A 17023-nucleotide genomic window follows, 5' to 3' on the forward strand; every position below is an offset into this window, starting at 1 on the left:
AGGAATGTGCCGGGAGCGGTGTACGCCCCCGGCCTCGCAAGCTTAAGGGTTAGTCCTTCAAGGCGAAGGTTTCGAGCTTGTCGGCATTGTCAGGATTGATGAGCACGCAGTCCATCAGCTGCTTTTCCTCAGCTGGTCCCTTGCCGGTCTTGATATATTCGTCAGCCTGGACGACGGCCATCTGTGCCTGGGCATAGGCCGGCTGGAGAACGGTTGCCTTGATGCCGCCCGCCTTGATGGAATCGCGAACATCGTTCGAACCGTCGAAGCCGACCACGATAACGTCCTTGCGGCCTGCAGCTTCAAGTGCTGCCCATGCGCCCATGGCCATGGTATCGTTGCCCGAAATCACACCCTTGATATCCGGATTTGCCTGCAGAATGCTCTGCATCTTGGTGAAAGCCTCGGTCTGGCTCCAGTTGGCTGACTGCTGTGCAACCATCTTCATATCAGGATATTCATCGATGACGTCGTGATAGCCCTTGGAGCGGGTGCCCGCGTTCAGGTCGGATTCACGGCCCAACAGTTCGACATAATTACCGGCTTCGCCCATCAGTTTGACGAATTCTTCCGCACCCAGCTGCGCGCCCTGATAGTTGTTGGATACGATCTGCGAAACCGCAACCCCCGAAGCGTTGATTTCACGGTCGATCAGGAATGAAGGGACCTTGGCATCCTTGGCCTTCTGCACGGCGGCAATCGATGCTTCCGAACCGGCATTGTCGAGAATGATGGCTTTTGCGCCACGACCGATGGCCGTATCGACCAGCTGCGATTGCTTTGTCGGATCGTCGTCATGCTGAAGGATCAGTGTTTCGTAGCCAAGTTCCTTGGCCTTGGCTTCAGCGCCTACTGCTTCAGCTTTATAAAACGGATTGTCATGCGATGGCGTGATGATCGCGATCAGGTCAGCAGCCCATGCCGGCATGACAACGCCGCCTGCCAATGTTGCCGAAACGGCCGCAATCGCAAAACCGCGCGCAATTTTTCTGCGTGTGAATTTCATGTAGACCTCCCAATAAGCCCCATTTCCCAAAAGGGCGGAAAAAGGGGAGAGCGTGCGCCGCCCCCCCAAGTGACGTCACGTAATGCGACGGATGCTTTCTGCGATTTCTTCCGGTTCGAAAACGTTCTTCCAGTCGTCGCGCATCAGCGCCGGAATGCCGAATTCTATTGCCTTGTTGCAGGCATCGGAGAATACGCCCTGGACTTCGCCAAAGATGACGGCGCCGAGAACATTCATATGGCCGAGAAGGAAATCCCGAGCTGCTTCTTCTGGAACGCCGCGACGAATGCTTTCATCCATGGCCTGTTTCATGACGACAAGAAGCGATGCGCAAACGGTTTCCGAAAGGCCCGGCTCGAGGATTGCAAGCTGCTCAACGGTAACGCGGTGCGAGCGCATGACAGGCGCCCAGATGACCTTGGCGATTTCTTCACCGAGCGCATAGGCTTCTTCCGGCCCCTGCATGAGAGCCGAAACGATGTGCTGCTTTGCAAACAGACCGCCGAAGTGGTCCTTCTTGGCCTGCATGTCCGTTTCGTCGTTGAAGATCGGCGGATGGCACGGATGGGTCACGAAATAGGTGAGGTCTGCACGCTCGGGCAGATGACCGGCAAATGGCGCAGCCGCGTCGAGCGCAATAACCATCGTGCCGGGCTTGAGCTTGTCGACGATGCCTGCGGCAACCTTTCCAATGATGGTATCCGGCACGGCCAGGATGACCACTTCAGCGCCTTCGAGTCCAGCATCGGCGTCGACGGTGTCGATGCCAAGATCGTTCTTGAGGCGGGCCTTGCCTGCGTCGCTGACTTCGATGTGGCGTACGTCGAAGCGCGAACCTTTGAGGTTCTTGGCCAGACGGTAACCCATCTTGCCGCCCGCTCCGAACAAAGCGATAGCTGTCATGATTGAAATTTCCTTCCCATGTTTTGGTATCGCAACTGGTATAACCAGTCAATGAGTATTCCAGATTAGACGCGTGTTCCGTCGCGAATCTGGCTGAAGTAATTGTCAGAGCCGACCTGACCGCCCTTGAGAGCAATCTGCAGGCCATTGGTTGCAGCGTGAGTGCTATGTGCAGTGCAAAGCGGCGAGCCCGGAGTTTGTGGAAGCGGCAAAAGCGTGGTGAGCGCGTCAACATGCAATTCGCGCAATGCGTGGCTGGAAGTGTCCCCGCCTGCAATGACTGCGCGGGTAAGCCTTTCGCGCTCGACAAGGCTGCGGAGTATGAATCCGAGGCTACGCGCCAGTTTGTGACGGCTGCCTACGATCCTGTCGATCTCAGTGCCGCGATCAGCAGAAGGACCAAGTGCGGTGTTAAGGATTACGCTGTTGCCCTGTTTGAGCGCCTTCTCGCCTTCAGCAATAGCCGTTTCGATTACCTGATTGCTGTTTTCGCCGACAAGTTCGAGGGGATTGAGATCAATGCCGGTAAAGCCTGATGCTGTCGCATGACGGATCTGGCGTTCCGTCGTGGGCGATACGCTTCCTGAAACGACCGCAATGCGGTCTGCCTTGCCGGGGAGCGGAAACTCTCTTTTTGATCCAATCAGTCCCGCTTTGGTCCATGCGGCCAGAAGCGCGTATTCAACGCCCGACGAGCCAGCGACGAACCAGCCTTCGCGGGCACGCAAGCGCCAGAGCTGTTCGCCTGCTTGCAGCTGACTTTCATGACTATCGACGTCGAACAGCAACATGCCGTCAACATTGTTGGCGATAGCGCTGACGCGATCATCGACGTCCTGCGAGCCAAGGGTTGCAAGGTCTGCGAGTGCGGTTTTAAGCGTTGTCTGTTGAGCCAAATGCAACCGCAGATCCGCCTCATGCATCGGCGTGACCGGATGGCGGCTCATGACCGGGTGGCGGTCGATGCGATAGACCTCGCCCTGATAGGCGGCGAACAGATTGCCGAAAGCCGTGTAACGCTTCAGTTGTGGTGCGCCGACAATCAAGGGCACATAGGCCTGATCGAAGATCGCTTTGGCGATTTCCACGGCCCTGCCGATATTGCCGACATGCGGTGCGGAATCGAAGGTCGAGCAGACCTTGTAATGCGCAATAGCCGCATTGAGGCCTTTCAACCAGTTGAATGCCGGGGTGAGGTGTTTCTCCATCCATTCCGGCGTTTCGCTGCGGCTGGTACCCGCGAGGCCGATAGCCTTGCAATGAGAAAAACGGGCAAGCAGCTCTTCATCCGGAACATTCATGAACAGAACGGTATCGACGCCGTGAGAAGCGAGTGCCTCCATGACATCGGTCGAGCCGGTGAGATCGTCGCCGTAATAGGAGAGCAGCAGTCTGTTGGAAACCTCTGACATTACTCGCCGCCTTTTCCGAATTTTGCGAGCGAGGCTGCAAGTTCTGGGTGATCTGCTGCATATGTTTCGAGCGGGATGCCCGCGACAGCCGCTTCCCAGGCCTGTTGCACGGCACGAACACCAGCTGCCGGGCCGCCCGGATGGCTGACAATGCCGCCGCCGCACAGATAAAGCAGGTCCGTGGTGCGGCCCGTGCGCTCGTAAGTTTCCGGCGCCTGTCCGCCCCACTGGCCGGACCCCGCCACAGGAAGCGGACAATCGGATGGCTCAAACAGCGGTGTGCTGACGGCCTTGAACGAATTGACGAAGCTTTCGTCCGGCTCCCAATATTTCACGCGGATGCCGTTGATCTGGAACTGATCGACGCCGAGCAGACGCCAGAACTGCTGATAAACGCGGAAATCCATACCTGCACCTGGATTGCGGGTCAGGACGTCCCAGCCGTTGCGATGGGCATGAAGTACGAGACCCGAACGCTTGCGTAGAAAGCTCATGCCGCCAAAGCCGACGGAATTTATGTTGACTACCGCGCAATTGCCGCCTGCTTTCAGCACCATGTCATGGTTGCGCATCATTTCGTCAGGATCGGCATGAGAGATGCCGAAGGCATACATGACCTTCTTGCCGGTTTTCTGCTCGTGATCGAGAATACGCGGCATGATCGCGGCGATGCGCTCTTTGAGCGGCGAATAGGCCGGGCTCATCAGCTTCTCGTCGTCCTTGATGAAATCGACACCAGACTGGATTAACTCGCCGACCAGTTCTGCGGTTTCGTGCGGACGCAGGCCAAGTGCCGGCTTGACGATGGTGCCGATGATCGGACGTTCCGCAACGCCGGTAAGGCGACGGCTTCCGGTGATACCGAATTGAGGGCCGGGATGTGCTGTGTGGAAAGCTTCCGGCAACTTCATGTCCACGACGCGGATGCCGGTCATGCCCTTGATCGAATAAACGCCGCCAACGGCTATCGTCATGAGTGCTGCAAGATCGGTGCCGATAGCATCAAGCGGAAATGCGATATCGACATCCGCGCGCTTGATTGGGCCATGTCCGGGTTCAAGCTCTGGCCATGTGGGGCACGTTGCGTCTTCCAGCGGACGGATTTCCAGCACACGCGCCGCGACGCGCGCCTTGAGTTCTTCCGTTTCACCCGGAACGGCGACAAACGTGCCGGTCGACTGATCGCTCGCAATCTTCGCGGCCATCTGTTCGATGCTGCCGGTGGTCTCAATGCGATAGGTCAGGTGGATGTACATGGCTACTACCGGAACAGGCGATTGGTTCGTTGCCCGCGATACTTCGCTGGCTTTTACAGGTCGACTGGTATAATGAGTATTCCATTATGCGCAAGTGAAAAATTGTGCGGCGCTCGGGCTGCTGTGGGCAAACAGCTTTTCTCCGGACAGTCGAAGATGCATAAGAAGGAAAAGCGCCTGAGGGGTGAGATGTAATGAACCAGCCATTCGAACCTATTGTTCGTCGCAAATTGTCCGACGAAGTTTTTGATCGGCTCGAAAATATGATTACTTCCGGCGAGCTGGAGCCGGGAGACGAGATGCCGTCGGAACGCGTGCTGATGGAACGTTTCGGTGTCGGTCGCCCTGCAATTCGCGAGGCAATGCAGTCGCTCGCCAAAATGGGACTGGTGAGCATTTCACACGGCGAGCGTGCCAAGGTGTTGAAGCTGACTGCAAGATCGATTTTCCAGCAGGTGGATCCAACCGCAAAGATCATGCTTGCGCAGTCAATGGACACGCTGGAAGATTTGAAGAGCGCGCGCATTTTCTTCGAGCGCGGCATCGTCCGCGAGACCGCGCAGAAAATTACCGAGACTGATATCGCTGAACTGCGACAGATCATCGAACGGCAGCGGGAATCGCTCGGTGACGCAGACGCCTTTATCGCAGCCGATATGGAGTTTCATGTCCGGATAGCCAGGATTTCCGGCAATCCCATTCTAGTGGCCGTGAGCGAAGCCATGCTTGCCTGGCTGAAGGAGTATCACACTCATATGCTTATCTGGACCGGCAAAGAGAAATATACGCTCGTGGAACACGAGGAGATATTGGATTGTCTGTCCGTCAAGGATGCAGACCGCGCTGAAGCTGCCATGCTTCGACATCTTGAACGGTCGCGTACACTTTACAAAAAGGAATAGAGCCTTCGCGAAGGATAGGGAGGGGTATTCGCAGCCTCTCAGCTGTCAGATTTTTCGAACCCCGCATAAATATCCGCTCTGGTCTGAGGCACAGCGGAAATACCGCGTTTGCGCTTCGAGGCCAGAGTCTGGTTGATCTGGACGGTTCCTCGCTCAAATGCCAGCGAACATCCCGCAAGATAGAGCAGCCATAGGCGCGCTTTCGGATAACCTATTTCAGCGACGGCCTTATCGAAATTGTTATAGAGGCGTTCGCACCATAGCCGACACGTCATGCCATAATGTTCGCGGAGATTTTCGACGTCGTGGACTTCAAACCCGTGCCCTTCGAGGTTTTCTACTGTCATGCCAAGATGGTCGAGTTCCCCACCAGGGAAAATATACTTCACCAGAGCCTTATGCTCTGCGCTTTTACGTTTGAAGGATTTCTTGTCCTTTTTCATGCGCCGGGTGATTGCGTGATGCATGTAAAGCCCGCCGGGGCGCAGAAGTCGATGGACGGCGCTGAAATAGCTGTCGTAATTGGCGATACCAACATGTTCGAACATTCCCACAGATGAAATCTTGTCGAACTGACCGTCAAGCTCTGCATAGGATTTGACGTGGATGGTAATCCTGTCTTCAAGTCCTGCCAGCTTGATCCTTTCTCGCGCCAGCGCCGTTTGGGCTTCCGATAACGAAACGCCGGTGCCGATGACACCAAAATTCTGCACAGCATAAATCAGGAGAGCGCCCCAACCGCACCCGATATCAAGAAGCCGGTCCCCCGGTTTCAATCGCAGTTTTCGGCAGATGAGCTCCAGCTTGTCCTTCTGTGCCTGGTCGATATCATTAGCCCAGTCCGTGAAGTAGCCGCAGGTGTAAACCATTCGCTCATCGAGGAATAAACGGTAAAACTCGTTGGAGACGTCGTAGTGATGCGTGATTGCCTCCTTGTTCGATCCGCTGACGAAAGGCTCCTTGCCGTCAAGAACATCGCGTCTATTGGGTTTACTAGCAAAAAGAAGAGCCGGGAGATCCTTGAGGAGTTGCCATTTTGGCAACTCCTTCAGCCTGTTCTTCACGCTCCCGTCGGTTTTGGCTTTGGCGAGATCGAAGATTGTACCATTGCTGATATCGACCCGACCTGAGGTCCATATCTCGATCAGTGAATCGTAATTCGGTTTGAGAAGGAGCTGCCGAACGATCGTCGGATCGTTGATCACCAGTGACGGACCGTCGAATGCGCCTATGCGCGTACCGTCCCATAACTCCACATTGAACTGTGGCCGCAGCGTTTCAACAACTGTCCGAATGATGCGAACAGATCTGGCTTCAACGGTCATGCCATGCCTCTCTATTGAGGTTTCGGACGGTGATCTTCCCGGGCTGACCCTAACCTAAGGTGCTTAGGATTGCAGTCATAAAATCGTGACGGTTACGACCATGCCCTCAGCGCGAACAGCAGTTGACATGCGGGATTGCCTGCATGTTGCGTTTCGGTCAAAACAGCGGGGTAATTTGCGATTCAGGAAAAAGAAGAGCCGATGGTTAAACGTTCAAAGATAAGCCGATGGCTTACAATATACTTGGTCGCTGTCTGTTTTCTGAATTTCCCGCCCGAATTGCATGCGCAACAAGCCGCAGGTGCAGAGGTCTCAACGGGCACTGAAGAGACATCGCACCATCCCGCACCGGCAACCAACACCTTTGGTCAGACGCAGTTTGTTCTAAGCGACGATCCCATCATCCCTCCGCGCGATTATGCAAAAGGGTTGGAGATACCGAATCCTGGCGAATACGATCCCAATGAGTCCGGCACTATTTTTGATATCGTTTATCGGGGCGTTGTCGATGGCAGGATGCGTTTCGAAATCCGCGGTTACACTGCCAATGATCTGCAAACCCCGGATACGGGGCAAATGTTGGATTTCCCGGCTGACCAACATGCCATCGAAATCAGAAATATCCGGATCGATGTGGATGCTGCTGAACCGGGAAGTCTGACCTATAGGGCTAACAGGCTTTCTGACGGTACCGGTAAGTAGCCGGGATATTGCAGCCGGCACTTGGATGGAGCTGTATCCGCCGAATGGTGCTTTTTGTTCATTCAATGCGGCGTTGTTGAGAAGTGTCTGACACGTTGAACTATGAAACGATATAGGAACGGCAAGTACGAGCTTGTGATTCGAAGAGCCGAAATTGCTCCGCATTGGACCACGTTAAAAGGCAGAGGGCATGGAATTTCCCCGTGACATTGTAGATGCGGCCAGAAATTTGTGGCTCGAAGTCTCAGAGGCCAACGAAAGAATAGCACCTGTTGACGCAATCGCGCTTGCCATCCTCCGGGAAAGGCAGCGATGCGCGACGATTGCGCTCTGCGTGTTTGATGATGAAGAGTGGTCGGACGATTATCGCATGGCAGGCGGGTTGGCTGCGGATGCAATACTCGCAGGAAATGGCCATGTTTCGGATTAGAGCGTTCGCATCGTCGTTGAAACTCATCGCGCACGGAAATGGATCGAAATGGTAATCAAACATTCAGGGATAGGGGTCGTTTGCCTGCTTTCACTGGCAGCGGCGGGGTGCACGACATCGCCGCAGAATTATGCAGCCACCCTCTCATCTCAGGACCCCAAATGGCAGTCGCCGCAGTGCGAAGAAATTCGTGCTGAGGCTGTGAACTATGAGGCGAGAGAAACGAAGGCTTCCGATTTGGCTCCAGGCCTGCTTATCGGTCCCTACGGGCTCGGCATTGCGGCAGCCATAAAAGAGAACGACGAGAAGCGCAGAAAATTGTTCGTTCGTGAGATGCATCTGCGCTGCTCGAGCTTGCCTCTTCCGAAGGAACTTGAAAACACCCAAAGCGAAACGAACCAGTCGAAACGGGCGGATACTTTTCGATAGATCGTTAGGCTCTGCAACCTGTCTCCGACTTAGACACCCTCTTTAACAGTGAGATAAAATGTCCAAATTCGTCCCCGTAATTGCGTTGCATGGCGGCGCTGGAACCATTCTCAAGGCCAATATGACGCCAGAGAAGGAAGCGGCCTATCATGCCGGATTGCGTGAATGCCTGCGGGCTGGACTGGACGTCTTACGTAAGGGCGGCAAAGCTCTCGATGCTGTGACGGCATCTGTAATGGCTCTGGAAGAAAATCCGCTTTTTAACGCCGGGCGAGGAGCTGTTTTCACCGCAGACGAAACGCACGAGATGGATGCAGCCATCATGGATGGCGCTACGCGCGCTTGTGGAGCAATTTCTGGAATTTGCGGCCCGCGCAATCCTGTTCTTGCGGCACGTGCGGTCATGGAAAAGACCGAACACGTATTTTTGGCGGGTGAAGGAGCAAAGCGTTTTTGCGAAGCGGCGGGCCTGGAAATGATGGCTCCCGAATGGTTTTCGACAGAACAACGCCGCAAGGCATTGCATGACGAAATGGAACGTCGTCGCAGCGGCGCAGCCGACGATGGCGATCCAGCCCGCAAGCATGGCACGGTAGGCGCTGTCGCACTGGATAGCTTCGGACATCTGGCTGCTGCTACCTCCACGGGTGGTATGACTGCGAAGACGCCGGGACGCGTTGGCGACAGCCCGGTCATCGGCGCGGGAACCTGGGCGGACGATCAGACGGTTGCGCTTTCCGCCACGGGTCACGGAGAATATTTCATCCGCTGGGCGGTGGGCCATGAAATTGATGCACGGATGCGCTGGGCAGGGCAATCACTCGACGAAGCAGCCGGCACCGTTGTCCGTGAACTTGGTGAAATCGGCGGTTCTGGTGGTCTGGTTGCGGTAGACCGTAAAGGCAATGTCAGTCTGCCGTTCAACAGTCCGGGCATGTATCGCGCATGGTGCGGTACAGATGGTGAGATTCATACCGGCATTTATGGCCTGGATTGAATAGCTCGCTGAGATTGCAGAGCTTGCTGGGGTTTTGCAAGTTCTGTTGTCTTGAAACGGTTGTTTATATCGTAAGGGACTATTCCATACGCCTTAAATCTCTTTCTGAAGATGCTGGCAACGTCAGCTTCAACACACTAACGGATCAGTATTATTCGAGCCCCGGCGGGATAAGCCTATCAACGATATGACCGCGCATGGCAACCTATTCCAAATTGGAATGGCAAGTCTAAAATTGCATTGGCCAAAGCCTAAATTTGCTGCCTATAAATTTCAAACAACAAAATTGACAGTCAAGGGAGGATGCTCCTCAGCTTTTCTTTAAGCTTTTGAAAAAGAGAGAGATTAGCTTCGGGCAACTAAGACTGGCGCGCCTTTCAAACGAGCGCAAAAAAATGGGGAAATAAATGACGGAAGCCAAGTGCGTTCCGGAGGGGAGGAATTACCCTTCTGACGAAAAGGCGCAGCTATTCAATGATATGGCGCCTCAAAGCGGCGCCAGTGATGCGGTAAGTGCTGCGCAACCGACGCAGCAGTTCCGCTTGCCGGTCAGCGATCTGCATGAGCTTTCCGTTTTGGAATATGGTAATCCGAAAGGCATCCCAGCGGTCTTTCTGCACGGCGGTCCTGGTGCAGGCGTGTCAGCCAGGCAGGTAGCCAGTTTTGATCTTGATACCTATCGCGTCATCACCTTTGATCAGCGTGGTGCGGGTCGTTCCACCCCTGCCGCTGAAATTGCTGAAAACACCACACAGCATCTGATCATGGATATGGAAACCCTGCGTGAAAAGCTCGATATCGAGCGCTGGCTCGTGGCGGGGGGGGGCCTGGGGATCCTGTCTTGCGCTTGCCTATGGCCTGGCATACCCGCAGCGTTGCCTCGGCTTTCGGCTGCACGGCATATTTCTCGGCGGGCAGGAAGATGTCGATTGGTGGTTCTATGGCTGTCGGGCTATTTTTCCAGACCACTGGCAGAAATTTGCCGAATTCGTGCCGGCAAGCGAACGCAGCGATCTACTTACCGCTTATTATAAGCGGCTAACCTCTGGAAACCCGCTACAAGAACAGGAAGCCGCCAAGAGCCTGCGAGGATTTTCGGCACGTACACAAACTTTCGAACCGAACACGGACCATGTTTCCAAACTTTTGAAGCCGGAAGCGGCTTTGTCTGTATCACGCATTTTTACCCATTATTGCGTCAACCGGGCTTTTCTTCCAGACAATTATCTCCTCGATAACATCGATCGTATCCGACACCTTCCCGCTGAAATTGTGCAGGCGCGCTACGATACTGTCACTCCGATGATGACGGCGTGGAAACTCAAGGAAGCCTGGCCGGAAGCGAATTTCACCATCGTCACGCTTGCCAATCATCAGTCGACAATCGGCCCGATGGCAGATGCACTGACAGCCGCATCAGCCCGGCTGGCGGGACAATTGACCTAAGCCCACACTGCAATGCCTGGAATTGAGGACAGTTCGATGTTCGATACAAGAACCGCCGAGACATCGCTTTCGATGACGCACTACATCGATATCTGCAAGGCAGTAAAGCCAGCCGTCTCGCCGGATGGTGAGCTTCTGGTTTATCTTAGCGATGAAAGCGGCACGGCGCAGGTCTGGGCGCGCCCGCTCGCGGGCGGCAGGCCACGCCAGATTACCAACCTACCAGAACCGGTCGGCAATCTTGCATTCAATCCGAAGAGCCGTGATCTGCTCATAACCACCGACTGGGGTGGTGATGAGCGTCACCAGCTGTGGCTGATCGAAAACGCCGAAGGAGAACCGCGTCTCCTCACCACTGATACGACGGTGGTGCACGCCTGGGGCTGCTGGTCGCCGGATGGAACGCAGATCGCCTATGGCGCCAATTATCGCGACCGTTCGCATATGGACATTTATGTGATGACCGTTGCCACGGGCGAGACCAAATGTGTCTACAAAGGTGCCGGCTGGCGCACGCCCGCCGCCTTTGCGCCCGATGGCAAGTCGCTTCTGGTCAATGATTGCCAGCGTGCCATGACGGATCAGGATTTTTGCCGTCTCGATCTCGAAACAGGCGCTTATGAGAACATCCTGCCACATGAGGGCCGGGCGCGCTATCAGGCTCCGAAATTCTTCAAGGACGGTTCCGGCATTCTCTTGATTGCCGATCAGGAACGTGAGTATCTCTCGGTTATGGTCAAGCCGCACGGTGTGGCAACGCTGACAGAACTTGCCGCTTTCGAAGGGCGAGATGTCGAAGCGCTCGCAATCTCACCTGACCAGAACGCGATAGCACTCGTCGTGAACCGTCAGGGCTGGAACGATGTGGTTCTGATCGGCCGTGACGGAGTCGTACGGAAACAGCTAGAGATGCCGGTTGCAGCGGTCGTCGCTTCGATGGCGTGGGCGCCTGACGGCACGTCGCTGATCATGCCAGTGGAAGGCGCCACGATGTCGGGCGATATCTGGCGCTGCGATGTTGAAAGCGGTGTTTTCACGCGCCTGACGGACGTGCCGAAGGCTAAGGTGAAACTGCCAGCCTTTGTGGAACCCACGGTAACGAGCGTCGCAAGTTTCGATGGTCTGGAAATCCCTTATTTCGTCTACAAGCCGGAACGTGCAGCCGGCCCTGATGGTTATCCGGTGATGATCATCGTACATGGTGGCCCCGAAGCCCAGTGGAAGCCGGACTTCCGGGCTGACATCCAGTATATGCTGGCGCGGGGCATCATGGTCATCGCGCCCAATATTCGCGGCAGCACTGGCTATGGCCGCGCCTATCAGCACCTCGATGACCGTGAGCTGCGTATGGACAGCGTAGCCGATCTCTGGGCGGTGCGCATGGAGATCGGGGCACGCGATGATGTGGACGAGAGCCGTATCGGTGTGTTCGGCCGTTCCTATGGCGGGTTCATGGTCCTATCAGCCATGACGGAATATCCAGATTTGTGGAAGCTGGGCGTCGAATATTACGGGATCGCGAATTTCCTCACCCTGCTGCAGACCACGGGACCTTGGCGCAAGGAATTGCGTGCAATCGAATATGGCGATGCCGAAACCATGCGGGATCAACTGGAGCGGTTCTCACCCATCAATCGGATCGGCAACATCGCCGCGCCATTGATGATCGCGCACGGCCTGGAGGACCCGCGCGTCACGCCATGCGAGAGCGAAATGGTCTATTCGTGCCTCCGCGGTCTCGGCAAACCTGTCGAATATCTGCGCGTTCCGCATGAAGGCCATGGCTTTGCACGCATTGAAAATCGCCGTCGTGTTTTTGGCGCGCTTGCCCGTTTCATCGACGAGAATCTTTAGAAGTAATGTGGGGAGAATACGCCGTGAAGAATGGTGAAGAGATCTGGGATCTTGTGGACGCGAAGAAGGCTGATTTTGAAGCCTTGAGTGATCGAGTCTGGGGCATGCCGGAGATCGCTTATACCGAATATAGGTCCTGTGCCGAGCATACTGAAATGCTGAAGGAACAGGGGTTCCGTATCACCGAGAACGTGGCTGGCATTCCCACCGCCGTGATGGGCGAGGCCGGCGAGGGCGGGCCAGTCATCGCAATCTTGGGGGAATACGATGCTCTTCCTGGCCTCAGCCAGGAAGCCGGTATTGCGGAACCCCGCCCGATCCCTGGCACGGGACATGGCCACGGCTGCGGCCACAATCTTCTGGGGTCCGCTGCCATTTTGGCCGCGACGGCGGTCAAGGACTGGTTGGAACAGACCGGCAAGAAAGGCCGTGTACGCTATTACGGTTGCCCAGCAGAAGAAGGCGGCGCGGCCAAGTCGTTCATGGCGCGCGCCGGCGCTTTCGACGATGTCGACATTGCCATCTGCTGGCATCCGGCTTCGTTCACACAGGTGGATGACGCACAGTCGCTCGCCAATACGCGCATGGATTTCGAATTCACCGGACGAGCCTCCCATGCCGCCGCGGCACCGCATCTGGGGCGTTCGGCTCTGGATGCGGTGGAGTTGATGAGTGTCGGCTGCAATTATCTGCGAGAACACATCCCTTCTGATTGCCGTCTTCACTATGCCTATCTCAATGCGGGCGGTATCGCGCCAAATGTCGTGCAGGCCAAGGCCAAGGTGCGCTATGCCATTCGTGCTACCGACCTGCCGGGCATGTTCGCCCTCAATGAACGGGTGAAGAAGGTTGCCCAAGGCGCTGCGATGATGACGGAGACGACCGTCGACATTTCCATCATGAGCGCTGTCTCGAACCTCCTGGGCAACACGCCGCTCGAAATCGCGATGCATTCGAACATGGAGCGCCTGGGTGGTGTGCCGTTCGATGATGCGGACCGTGCGTTTGCCGCCAAGATTCAGGCAACCTTGTCGAAGGAAGACATAGAAACTGATTATCTACGCGTTGGCCAACCGCTGGCGGAGAATGAACCGCTTTGCGACTACGTCTTGCCGCGCGAGCAGAAAGGTGTGCCGATGATCGGTTCCACTGATCTGGGTGATGTGAGCTGGGTCGTGCCAACCGTTCAGGCGCGCGTGGCAACGCATGCGATCGGTTCGCCCGGTCATTCGTGGCAGATCACCGCTCAAGGCAAAATGCCGGCCGCGCATAAGGGCATGGTCTATGCCGCCAAGGTGATGGCGGGCACGGCGCTAGATGTTCTTCAGAACGAGAAAATCCTGAGCGACGCCAAAGCTGATCACAAGGCCCGCACGGCAAAGACACCCTACACTTGCCCGATCCCACCTGAAGTCAATCCACCACTTCAGCCGCGTCCGGCAGATTAAACGGCTGAATGATTGCACTTGGTGCTGCGCGTCCGCGCGCAGCACATTTGAAAATGCCCAACCATAAAAAGGGGACAACAATGCAAAGACAGAAGACATCCATCCTGCGTTGCACGACAGCACTTGCGCTTGCCACCGGTATGGGCGCTGCGCTGTTCACGGCTGAAGCCGCCTCACCGCCGAATGCGCTTGTCATGGCATGGAACATCGACGCTATCAGCACTTTTGATCCCGCGCAGATCGGCGAGGCCGCTACCAACGAGATCATCCAGAATATCTGTGACCCGATGGTGGATTTTGATCCGGCTGACGAAACCAAGATCGTGCCACAACTCGCCAAGAGCTGGGATGTCTCACAGGACGGCCTGCAGATCACGTTCCACATGCGCGATGATCTGAAGTTCGACAATGGCGACAGGGCGACGGCAGGCGATATGGCATGGTCGCTCCAGCGCGCGGTCAAGCTCGGTTTCGGTAATGCCGCGACGCTGACGGAATACGGTTTCACCAAGGAGAATGTGGACCAGACCATCTCGGCACCGGACGACAATACGGTGGTTTTCAAGCTCGACAAGCCCTATCCGGTCAACCTCATCCTGGCAGCGATTGCAGCCAACCGGGTAGCCAGCCTTCTTAATCAGAAAGTGTTGATGGAAAACCAGGTCGATAATGACATGGGCAACAAATACCTGGCCACTCGGTCGGAATGCGTTGGCCCCTACAAGCTGATGCGATGGAACCCCGCGGAAGTGGTAATACTTCAGGCGACCGATAATTACTGGGGAGAAGCACCGAAGCTCAAGCAGGTATTGATCCGCCATGTTTCGGAAGCGGGAACTCAACGGCTGCTGCTTGAAAAAGGTGACATCGACATTGCTCGTGATCTGACGCCAGAGGACCTGCGCGATCTCGAAACCCAGGACAAGGTGACCGCCTCACGCTCGTTGAAGCCCTCGCTATTCTACTGGAACTTCAACAATGCCGATCCGATCTTTGCCAACGAGAAGGTGCGCCTCGCGATGCGCTATCTCATTGACTACGAAGGTCTCGGCAAGACGGTAATCAACAATGTTGGCGTGCCGCGTGCGAGCTTCGTGCAGCTCGGTGCCTTCGGCGCGCTGGATGAGAAGGAAGGTCAGCCCTTCAAACTTGACGTTGAAAAGGCCCGCGAACTGCTGAAGGAAGCCGGTTACGAGAAGGGCTTCGAAACGACGATGTTTATCAGTACCGCGCCTTATGCAGCTCCGATTGCTCAGAGCATTCAGGACGCAGCCGCCAAGGTGGGTGTAAAAATCAAGATTGAGCGCATGGCCAATGCGCAATTGTTCAGCCGTATCCGGGGCCGCGAGTTCCAAACCTCGCTGATGGGCTGGCAGACCACCGTGCCGGATGCGCATGGCAATGCTTCGCGCCAGATTTTCAATCCCGACAACCGGGCTGAAGCCAAGCAGACCATGTATCCGAGTTGGCGTGCGAGCTATTTCAACGAGGCCGTCAACAAAAAGGTCGACGCAGCCTTGTTCGAGAAGGACGAGGCCAAGCGCAAGCAGATGTATATCGATCTGCAGAGAGAGATGATGGAGAAGGGCCCCCACGCCTTCATCTTCCAAATCTACAATGTTGCGGGCGTCAACAAGGCCATGAAGAATTGGAGCTGGAACGGCTTCCGCGTCTATTACGATCTGGCCGCAAAGTAAGGCGAATGGCGTTACCGGCGACTTCCTGGCAGTCGCCGGGCGTCTACTTCGATTTGATGGATGTCCGTATGGCCGCTTGTGGTTCGCAATGTGATCCCGGCCTGGTGTCCCGTTTCTCTCTTTCGGGAGTTTTCAGATGACGATGCACGAAATCATGGAAGACGTCGAGGAGGCCGACCGCGACAGGGAAGCCGGTCCGGTGCTTCAGTACCTCGCCGCCACAGCGCGCCTGATTGTTTCAGTGGTGATTACGCTTCTGGGACTGATCACGCTGACCTTTTTCATCAGCCGCCTTTTGCCACTCGATCCGGTCATCGCCATGCTGGGGGACAATGTTTCTCAGGAAGCCTATGACACGATGTATCGTAAGCTGGGTCTTGATCAGCCATTGATCGTGCAATACGGCCTATACCTCAAGAATGCGCTGATGTTCGATTTCGGCAATGCGTTGACTTCCGGCCGCCCGGTACTGGAAGATATTGCGCGCGTCTTCCCCGCCACCATCGAACTGGCGACTGTGGCAATCGTCATTGGTACCGCGCTTGGCATTCCGCTTGGTGTCTTCTCAGCCATGTATCGCAATTCGCCGCTTGACCATGCCGTTCGCATGGTCAGTCTGCTCGGCTATTCAACGCCAAACTTCTGGCTCGGCTTGATGGCGCTGCTGATCTTCTACGCCACGCTAGGTTGGATCGGTGGTCCGGGACGGATAGATTTCATCTACGAATACTCCGTCGAGCCGACGACCGGTTTCCTGCTTGTGGATAGTGCAATGCAGGGGCAGTGGGATGCATTTTGGAACGCCGTAAGCCATATCATCATGCCAGCCCTGATACTCGCGTTTGGCTCAATGGCTTACATCAGCCGCATGACGCGCGGCTTCATGATCGAGCAGCTCAATCAGGAATATATCATCACTGCGCGCGTCAAGGGATTGTCCTGGGCGCGCACGGTCTGGGGCCACGCATTTCGCAATGTCGCGGTTCAGGTCGTTACAGTCGTGGCGCTGTCTTATGCCTTCCTGCTGGAAGGGGCGGTGCTGACCGAGACCGTGTTCGCATGGCCAGGCTTCGGGCGTTACCTCACCAATGCGCTTCTGGCAGGCGACATGAACGCGGTTGTCGGCTGTACTCTTATTGTCGGCATTCTGTTCGTCGGTATCAACCTGATCAGCGATCTCCTGTATCGCGTTTTCGATCCCCGCACACGATAGGAA

Annotated in this window: 15 protein-coding genes and 1 pseudogene; 11 read left to right on the top strand and 5 right to left on the bottom strand. The window is 55.8% G+C overall.

Annotated elements, in window-relative coordinates:
- Positions 1-49: 49 nt before the first annotated feature.
- From ACOWVS_RS17745 to oiaX, 4 genes are all read right to left on the bottom strand, one after another.
- On the bottom strand, positions 50-1006 hold the full coding sequence (locus tag ACOWVS_RS17745; RefSeq protein ID WP_006471861.1) for a D-ribose ABC transporter substrate-binding protein: 957 nt from the start codon (positions 1004-1006) through the stop codon (positions 50-52).
- 75 nt (positions 1007-1081) lie between these two features.
- The gene (locus tag ACOWVS_RS17750) at positions 1082-1909 is read right to left on the bottom strand and encodes a phosphogluconate dehydrogenase C-terminal domain-containing protein (protein ID WP_006470107.1); all 828 of its coding nucleotides are present in this window, start codon (positions 1907-1909) and stop codon (positions 1082-1084) included.
- A gap of 65 nt (positions 1910-1974) precedes the next feature.
- Positions 1975-3321 (bottom strand): four-carbon acid sugar kinase family protein, encoded by a 1347-nt coding sequence (locus tag ACOWVS_RS17755; protein WP_006470108.1) that lies wholly within the window; start codon positions 3319-3321, stop codon positions 1975-1977.
- The gene (oiaX, locus tag ACOWVS_RS17760; RefSeq protein ID WP_039853580.1) at positions 3321-4577 is read right to left on the bottom strand and encodes a 3-oxo-isoapionate-4-phosphate decarboxylase OiaX; all 1257 of its coding nucleotides are present in this window, start codon (positions 4575-4577) and stop codon (positions 3321-3323) included. The genes ACOWVS_RS17755 and oiaX overlap by 1 nt, the downstream gene beginning before the upstream one ends.
- 194 nt (positions 4578-4771) lie before the next feature.
- On the opposite strand from oiaX, the gene ACOWVS_RS17765 reads away from it, so the two are divergent.
- Positions 4772-5479 carry a transcriptional regulator NanR gene (locus ACOWVS_RS17765; RefSeq protein WP_006470110.1) on the top strand — a complete coding sequence of 236 codons (708 nt, stop codon included), beginning with the start codon at positions 4772-4774 and terminating at the stop codon, positions 5477-5479.
- Positions 5480-5517: 38 nt separating this feature from the next.
- Here ACOWVS_RS17765 and ACOWVS_RS17770 read toward each other — a convergent pair whose 3' ends face one another.
- The gene (locus ACOWVS_RS17770) at positions 5518-6804 is read right to left on the bottom strand and encodes an SAM-dependent methyltransferase (RefSeq protein WP_006470111.1); all 1287 of its coding nucleotides are present in this window, start codon (positions 6802-6804) and stop codon (positions 5518-5520) included.
- Between the two features lie 201 nt (positions 6805-7005).
- Here ACOWVS_RS17770 and ACOWVS_RS17775 point away from each other — a divergent pair, with 201 nt between their 5' ends.
- The 10 genes and pseudogenes from ACOWVS_RS17775 to ACOWVS_RS17820 all read left to right on the top strand — a co-directional run bounded on the left by ACOWVS_RS17775 (position 7006) and on the right by ACOWVS_RS17820 (position 17020).
- The gene (locus tag ACOWVS_RS17775) at positions 7006-7506 is read left to right on the top strand and encodes a hypothetical protein (RefSeq protein WP_006470112.1); all 501 of its coding nucleotides are present in this window, start codon (positions 7006-7008) and stop codon (positions 7504-7506) included.
- Between the two features lie 190 nt (positions 7507-7696).
- Positions 7697-7936, top strand: coding sequence for a hypothetical protein (locus tag ACOWVS_RS17780; protein WP_006470113.1), 240 nt, complete (start codon positions 7697-7699; stop codon positions 7934-7936).
- Positions 7937-7984: 48 nt separating this feature from the next.
- The gene (locus tag ACOWVS_RS17785; protein ID WP_006470114.1) at positions 7985-8365 is read left to right on the top strand and encodes a hypothetical protein; all 381 of its coding nucleotides are present in this window, start codon (positions 7985-7987) and stop codon (positions 8363-8365) included.
- 58 nt (positions 8366-8423) lie between these two features.
- Positions 8424-9362: an isoaspartyl peptidase/L-asparaginase family protein gene (locus tag ACOWVS_RS17790; RefSeq protein ID WP_006470115.1), complete on the top strand. Its 939-nt coding sequence runs from the start codon at positions 8424-8426 to the stop codon at positions 9360-9362.
- Between the two features lie 479 nt (positions 9363-9841).
- Positions 9842-10120, top strand: a pseudogene (locus tag ACOWVS_RS17795) (alpha/beta fold hydrolase); the annotation flags it as partial.
- 25 nt (positions 10121-10145) lie between these two features.
- Positions 10146-10808, top strand: a complete 663-nt coding sequence (locus ACOWVS_RS17800) for an alpha/beta fold hydrolase (RefSeq protein WP_345568677.1) — start codon at positions 10146-10148, stop codon at positions 10806-10808.
- 36 nt (positions 10809-10844) lie between these two features.
- Positions 10845-12662 carry an alpha/beta hydrolase family protein gene (locus ACOWVS_RS17805; RefSeq protein ID WP_006472105.1) on the top strand — a complete coding sequence of 606 codons (1818 nt, stop codon included), beginning with the start codon at positions 10845-10847 and terminating at the stop codon, positions 12660-12662.
- Positions 12663-12685: 23 nt separating this feature from the next.
- Positions 12686-14110: a M20 family metallopeptidase gene (locus ACOWVS_RS17810; protein WP_006472104.1), complete on the top strand. Its 1425-nt coding sequence runs from the start codon at positions 12686-12688 to the stop codon at positions 14108-14110.
- Between the two features lie 80 nt (positions 14111-14190).
- Entirely contained in the window at positions 14191-15807 is a 1617-nt protein-coding gene (locus tag ACOWVS_RS17815) for an ABC transporter substrate-binding protein (protein ID WP_039853591.1), read from the top strand.
- Positions 15808-15943: 136 nt separating this feature from the next.
- A complete protein-coding gene (locus ACOWVS_RS17820) occupies positions 15944-17020 on the top strand; it encodes an ABC transporter permease (RefSeq protein WP_112701160.1) in 1077 nt (358 codons plus the stop codon).
- Positions 17021-17023 lie beyond the last annotated feature (3 nt).

The organism is Brucella sp. IR068, from assembly GCF_049065885.1.
GTDB classification, from domain to species: Bacteria; Pseudomonadota; Alphaproteobacteria; order Rhizobiales; family Rhizobiaceae; genus Brucella; species Brucella intermedia.

Excerpts from the sequence above, each read along its gene's own strand:
- oiaX (WP_039853580.1), bottom strand. The coding sequence starts at position 4,577 with ATGTACATCCACCTGACCTATCGCATTGAGACCACCGGCAGCATCGAA.
- ACOWVS_RS17815 (WP_039853591.1), top strand. The coding sequence starts at position 14,191 with ATGCAAAGACAGAAGACATCCATCCTGCGTTGCACGACAGCACTTGCG.
- ACOWVS_RS17755 (WP_006470108.1), bottom strand. The coding sequence starts at position 3,321 with ATGTCAGAGGTTTCCAACAGACTGCTGCTCTCCTATTACGGCGACGAT.
- ACOWVS_RS17790 (WP_006470115.1), top strand. The coding sequence starts at position 8,424 with ATGTCCAAATTCGTCCCCGTAATTGCGTTGCATGGCGGCGCTGGAACC.
- ACOWVS_RS17775 (WP_006470112.1), top strand. The coding sequence starts at position 7,006 with ATGGTTAAACGTTCAAAGATAAGCCGATGGCTTACAATATACTTGGTC.
- ACOWVS_RS17785 (WP_006470114.1), top strand. The coding sequence starts at position 7,985 with ATGGTAATCAAACATTCAGGGATAGGGGTCGTTTGCCTGCTTTCACTG.
- ACOWVS_RS17805 (WP_006472105.1), top strand. The coding sequence starts at position 10,845 with ATGTTCGATACAAGAACCGCCGAGACATCGCTTTCGATGACGCACTAC.
- ACOWVS_RS17745 (WP_006471861.1), bottom strand. The coding sequence starts at position 1,006 with ATGAAATTCACACGCAGAAAAATTGCGCGCGGTTTTGCGATTGCGGCC.
- ACOWVS_RS17750 (WP_006470107.1), bottom strand. The coding sequence starts at position 1,909 with ATGACAGCTATCGCTTTGTTCGGAGCGGGCGGCAAGATGGGTTACCGT.
- ACOWVS_RS17770 (WP_006470111.1), bottom strand. The coding sequence starts at position 6,804 with ATGACCGTTGAAGCCAGATCTGTTCGCATCATTCGGACAGTTGTTGAA.
- ACOWVS_RS17820 (WP_112701160.1), top strand. The coding sequence starts at position 15,944 with ATGACGATGCACGAAATCATGGAAGACGTCGAGGAGGCCGACCGCGAC.
- ACOWVS_RS17765 (WP_006470110.1), top strand. The coding sequence starts at position 4,772 with ATGAACCAGCCATTCGAACCTATTGTTCGTCGCAAATTGTCCGACGAA.
- ACOWVS_RS17780 (WP_006470113.1), top strand. The coding sequence starts at position 7,697 with ATGGAATTTCCCCGTGACATTGTAGATGCGGCCAGAAATTTGTGGCTC.